Annotated in this window: 7 protein-coding genes; 6 read left to right on the forward strand and 1 reads right to left on the reverse strand. The window is 67.2% G+C overall.

Annotated elements, in window-relative coordinates:
- The first annotated feature begins 210 nt into the window (after positions 1-210).
- From VIM19_12440 to VIM19_12450, 3 genes are all read left to right on the forward strand, one after another.
- Complete coding sequence (locus tag VIM19_12440; GenBank protein HEY5185686.1) at positions 211-435, forward strand: CsbD family protein; 225 nt, start codon at positions 211-213, stop codon at positions 433-435.
- 297 nt (positions 436-732) lie between these two features.
- Entirely contained in the window at positions 733-1,167 is a 435-nt protein-coding gene (locus tag VIM19_12445; GenBank protein HEY5185687.1) for a hypothetical protein, read from the forward strand.
- 114 nt (positions 1,168-1,281) lie between these two features.
- On the forward strand, positions 1,282-1,626 hold the full coding sequence (locus VIM19_12450) for a hypothetical protein (protein HEY5185688.1): 345 nt from the start codon (positions 1,282-1,284) through the stop codon (positions 1,624-1,626).
- A gap of 185 nt (positions 1,627-1,811) precedes the next feature.
- Here VIM19_12450 and VIM19_12455 read toward each other — a convergent pair whose 3' ends face one another.
- Positions 1,812-2,810, reverse strand: a complete 999-nt coding sequence (locus VIM19_12455; protein HEY5185689.1) for a tocopherol cyclase family protein — start codon at positions 2,808-2,810, stop codon at positions 1,812-1,814.
- Positions 2,811-2,978: 168 nt separating this feature from the next.
- On the opposite strand from VIM19_12455, the gene VIM19_12460 reads away from it, so the two are divergent.
- The 3 genes from VIM19_12460 to VIM19_12470 all read left to right on the forward strand — a co-directional run.
- Positions 2,979-3,443, forward strand: coding sequence for a cupin domain-containing protein (locus VIM19_12460; GenBank protein ID HEY5185690.1), 465 nt, complete (start codon positions 2,979-2,981; stop codon positions 3,441-3,443).
- Positions 3,444-3,891: 448 nt separating this feature from the next.
- Complete coding sequence (locus tag VIM19_12465) at positions 3,892-4,167, forward strand: STAS domain-containing protein (protein HEY5185691.1); 276 nt, start codon at positions 3,892-3,894, stop codon at positions 4,165-4,167.
- Between the two features lie 224 nt (positions 4,168-4,391).
- Positions 4,392-4,699, forward strand: a 308-nt coding sequence (locus tag VIM19_12470) for an ArsA-related P-loop ATPase (protein ID HEY5185692.1), incomplete at its 3' end; no start/stop codon positions are given.

Consider the following 4,699-nt stretch of genomic DNA (forward strand, 5'->3'; position numbering starts at 1 on the left):
CCCCGCGACCCGAGGACCCGGACACCACCCACACCGGCAGAGCCGGTCAACAGCCATACCCACGCCTGCCGGGAACCCGGCCCCCACCCACAGGACTCCTTCCGGAGCCCTCAACCCGGGCCGCGTGAAAGATCGAGGCTAAGGCCTCTGGCGGGTCCCGTGGCATCCGGACCATGGTTGGGGGAGCACAACGAGGAAGGATGGTGCGCGATGAGTGCCAAGTCTGATCAGGCCAAGGGCCACGTCAAGGAAGCCGCTGGAGTCCTCACCGGTGACAAGGATCTCGAATCCGAAGGCAAGAAGGATCGGCGCACGGGTGAGGCCGAGGAGAAGATCGACCACGCGAAGGACAAGGTCGAAGGGGCAATCGACTCGACCAAGGACAAGGTGGAAGAGATCGTCGACAAGACCAAGGACGCTGTGCACCGGAAGTAGCGACACGAGCCCCGCGGCCCGGGTACGGGGGCTGCGCGTGGCGCGTGGCTCGCGGGGTTGGTCCGACCAGTTTGGACGGCTCGCCGCCCGACGGGGGGGACGGGCGCTCAGCACTGTGACCTCGGGGGAGTCGCCGTTGACCGCGCCATGAGTGCGAGGGAGGTGCTCAAGTGTCTCAAGGTCTGCTCATCACGATCGTGCTGGTTCTTGCCATCATCGCCCTGGTGTTGTTCATCGTTCGAAGGCGTTGACTTGGCCGGCTTTGACAGCGTCGAGTTCCGAGGAGGTCGATGATCGATGATCGATGAGGGTGAGGAGGAGCGGGTGGTGGATCCCCTTGATGCAGACACCGCGAGTTTCGGTTTCTCCTTCGACAAGGCCTACGCCCGGGTCGGCCGTGTCTTCGGCATCACCAAGAAGGCCGCAGTAGCCAGTGTCACTGCGGACGTGTTCGCCGCCCGGTTCGGCCCATGGCGGGTACGCACCCTCCGGAGCAACATCGCCTCGGTGTCGCTGACCGGTCCATATCGGTTCCTGAGAACCGCAGGCCCGGCTCGCCTGTCGATGAGTGATCGGGGGCTGACGTTCGCCAGCAACGGGCGGCGCGGGGTGTGCTTGGAGTTCGTCGAGCCGATCACCGGGATGGACCCCTTCGGCTGGCTGCGGCATCCCAACCTCACGGTCACCGTCGCGGACCCCGACGCGCTCGCCGCCCTGCTCAGCGGACGGTGAGATCGGGAACGCTCGCAGGGTCGGTGAGGACCGCGTATGCCACGGCCCCGAGTCGTAGACCGGGCTGCGGCAGTAGCCGCGCAGCATGTCGAAAGCCTCATCGACGGTACAGCCGTGGATCTGGGCGACCGCGCCTTTCGCCTGCTCGATGATGACCCGGCTGTTCAGCGCGCCTTGGAGCTGCTCGGCGAGGACCTCGCCGAGCCGCACCGCCCGCTCCTGGAGCAAACCGATCGTGGCCACCTCCGCCAGAGCCTGCACCACATGCACATCGGCGGCCTGCATCTGACCAAGGTCAGTCCCGAACAGGTTCAGGGTGCCGATGACCTGCAGCGCAGCCTCAGCGGAAGGGCGTGCACCGACCGGAACCCGACCGCGACCGCCCGCGGTGCGAACGTCGGCCACCGGCCTTTGGCGCTGCGCAGCTCGGCGTTCGTCACCGGGGTCCCGGTCCGGTAGCAGTCCTGACGGGGCCCTCATGGGCACGTTTCTCTCGCCGAGTTGGCAGCGGTAGCGCTACATGGAACGCGTCACGTCATGCCGTGACTGGCTGTAAGACCGGGCGGGCAACTCTGAGCGTGGATCTGACTCTGCGTCACCGGTATTGGAAACGTCGACGCGGAAGAATGGCGTGACTGCAAGGTTCAGGGCTCTCGCCGGCGCGCCTCGGCGGCAGCCCGTTCCAGCCCCCCGTGCTCGAGACCGGCGAGGCGACTAATCCCCTCCCAGACCAGTCGTCCGTGGTTGCGAACCCGGACGCTCATCGTGGCGCCCAGGTGTTCCAGCGCGCCCGGGGCGGCCCTGCGTTCCTCCACCAAGGGCACCGGCAGGACGAGTGCGTCGGCCATTTGCGCATGGCCCTCCAGTTCCACCTGCCAGAAGCGAGTGCGGCCGCTGAGCACCCAACCGTCGTCGGTGATCATCGCGCGCACCGGGGAAGTTCCCGGGTTCCCGAGGCGCAGCAGTGTCCCATCGGGCAGTCGGACCACCAGGGCTGTGACCTTGGCGCGGAAGGGGCCGGCCGACACCTCGCCGCCTGCGAACGCAACGCAAGCGTCCTGCTCCTCGAAGCCTTGCGCCTGGCCCCACCACCACATCGTGGGGAACCCGTCGGACCCCCAGTTCTTCTCGGCATACACCTGGGCGTCGCTGAGCCGCCACGTTTCACGGCCGATCGTGGCTGTGCCGGCGGCCCGTCCGCCCAACAGCCACGGGTGCCAGTACTGGTTCAGTCCCGGGATCAGCTGGAACCAACTCGATCCGCCTAAAGGGCGCGTCCGCGGCCACCACTTCAGGTCGGAGAGAGTGACGTCCAGCCGGGCGTCTGGCGCCAAGCCGACCACGATGCGCCGATCATCTCCGAAGAACAGCGACCCCGCCCGGGCGCCAGGACCGTCCGGCCTGGCCTGCGCGTCCATCAGAACGCCCTGCCGCCAGAACCGTCCGGGATGAGCGCCCAACCCGACCAGAGCCCACGGCCCGCGGCTGGATTGCTGCACCCCGATCAGTGCAGTCACGACGCGCTGCGCGACCGTATCCGTGAAACGCCAGAAGTACCCCTCCATCGCAACCCCGTGACCGGAGGTGAGGGAGCCGAAGGGCAGGTCAGCCCCGCTGGAGCGATACGGCGCCGCGACGTGCATCCCCGGAGCATACGCGCGGAGCCTGCGGCGGCATCCGGTCCCAGAAGGTGAAAAACCACCTCATGAGAAGGGCTTTCTGGCGTTTCACGGACACGGCTCTTCGGAGCGTCGCGACTGCCCTGATCGGGGAGCATTCCGACCCGGTCCGGGTAAGGCTAGGGTCAAACCATGAGCATCGCAGACATCGGCCCTCGTCCCCAGGCGTTCAACTTGGAGACCGAGACGCTCGAGAACCCGAACTACCGCACCGTGGCCTGGAGCGGTAGCTACCTGCAGGTCACTCTCATGTCGATTCCGGTCAACGGCGACATCGGACTGGAGAAGCACGGTGAGACCGACCAGTTCATTCGGCTCGACAGCGGCCGCGGTCGAGCCCAGATGGGACCCGGCAAGGACGAACTGACCTTCGACCAAGAGGTGGCCGACGGCTGGTGCGTCCTCGTTCCGGCCGGCAGCTGGCACAACATCACCAACATCGGTGACGAACCGATGCAGGTCTACACCGTCTACGCGCCGCAGCACCACAAGCCGGGCAAGGTGCAGCAGACCAAGGCGATCGCCGACTCCGACTCCGACGACGCACCCGCCGACTGGTCTGTTCAACCAGACCCGGTCGCAGACCAGCACGCCTGAGCTGAGCCCCCGGACCAGAACGTGCCGCTGGTCGTGCACGCTTCGATCTGTGCTCTCCTCACTGGTTGCGCTGCGGTTGCCACACATAGCCTCGCGTCAGGGTTTGGTCAGCTCGTCGATGGGCAGGCTCGCGTTAGACCGCTCCATTGCGCGTTGGAGGACCATGGACTCCTGGCCGACGATCTTGCTGATGCTGGCGATCTTCACGCTCGCCTCCTACGGCACGATCATGATCATGAAGCGCAGGCGCTAGCACGGGGCGTGCTGTTCGCGGGCAGATGGCCTCCCGCGCTCCGCGGGTTCTTCGCTATGCCACAAGTGTTCACTTGCGGGGCTGCCCGATTCGGCAGAGACTCAAGGTGCCCTTCTTGCGCCCGGACCCCGCGCCCGTCGGACGCCGAGCGGACACCACCTAGGCAGCCGCCATCTTAGGGACCCGAGGCACGTCATGAAGGCGCTCGACTCCACGCTGCGCAAGCCGCCGACCCGGCACGTACAGGTCATCTTCCTTGCCGGTGACATCGACGCGCAGCGGCGCGGGGAGATGGCCGATCTCATCCGGGCCTTTGTCTCCAGCCCGGCGGTGAACGCGCTCGTGGACCTGGTGTACGTCACCTTCTTCGACACCACCCGACTCGGCTTTCTCGCACGCCTGCGCCGAGCGGCCACCGCTCGCCGTGGCACGGTCTCCTTCGCCCCCCCACGAACGTGCTCCGCACGCTGACGCTCGTCAAGTTCGACACGGTCTTCGAGATCCTCGAATAACCCAGCCCAGTAGTGCCGATCGGTGCGGGCACCTGCTCTTCAGGAGCACGGAAGTCCGCGGCAAGGTCGGCATGCGTGTGCTCGACGGCCCGGCGGCATCCTTGCCCGCCAACGACGTTTCAGGCCCTCGCGGCCGCCGCCCAGTACGCCGTGGTACACCGGATGAGGCTTAGAGTCGAGGACGTGCCCTCAGACCCCGGCGACAGGGCCGGCGCCCGACTGCATGTGGTGACCGGCAAGGGAGGCACCGGCAAGACGACCTTGGCGGCGGCTGCCGCGATCGCGCTGGCTTCGGGGGGCCGGCGCACGCTGCTCGTCGAAGTGGAGGGGCGCCAGGGCATCGCGCAGCTGTTCGGCTGCCCGCCGCTGCCCTACGCCGAGCGTCGCGTCGCGGTGGCCAGGGGCGGTGGTGAGGTCCATGCCCTGGCCGTTGACGTCGAGGATGCGCTGCTGGAGTACCTGCAGACCGTCTACCACCTCGGTCGGGCGAG

Source organism: Actinomycetes bacterium (assembly GCA_036510875.1).
Classification (GTDB): domain Bacteria; phylum Actinomycetota; class Actinomycetes; order Prado026; family Prado026; genus DATCDE01.

What these genes read in the sequence shown, in the direction of transcription:
- VIM19_12460 (HEY5185690.1), top strand. Translation starts at nt 2,979, where the DNA reads ATGAGCATCGCAGACATCGGCCCTCGTCCCCAGGCGTTCAACTTGGAG.
- VIM19_12445 (HEY5185687.1), top strand. Translation starts at nt 733, where the DNA reads ATGATCGATGAGGGTGAGGAGGAGCGGGTGGTGGATCCCCTTGATGCA.
- VIM19_12455 (HEY5185689.1), bottom strand. Translation starts at nt 2,810, where the DNA reads ATGCACGTCGCGGCGCCGTATCGCTCCAGCGGGGCTGACCTGCCCTTC.
- VIM19_12465 (HEY5185691.1), top strand. Translation starts at nt 3,892, where the DNA reads ATGAAGGCGCTCGACTCCACGCTGCGCAAGCCGCCGACCCGGCACGTA.
- VIM19_12440 (HEY5185686.1), top strand. Translation starts at nt 211, where the DNA reads ATGAGTGCCAAGTCTGATCAGGCCAAGGGCCACGTCAAGGAAGCCGCT.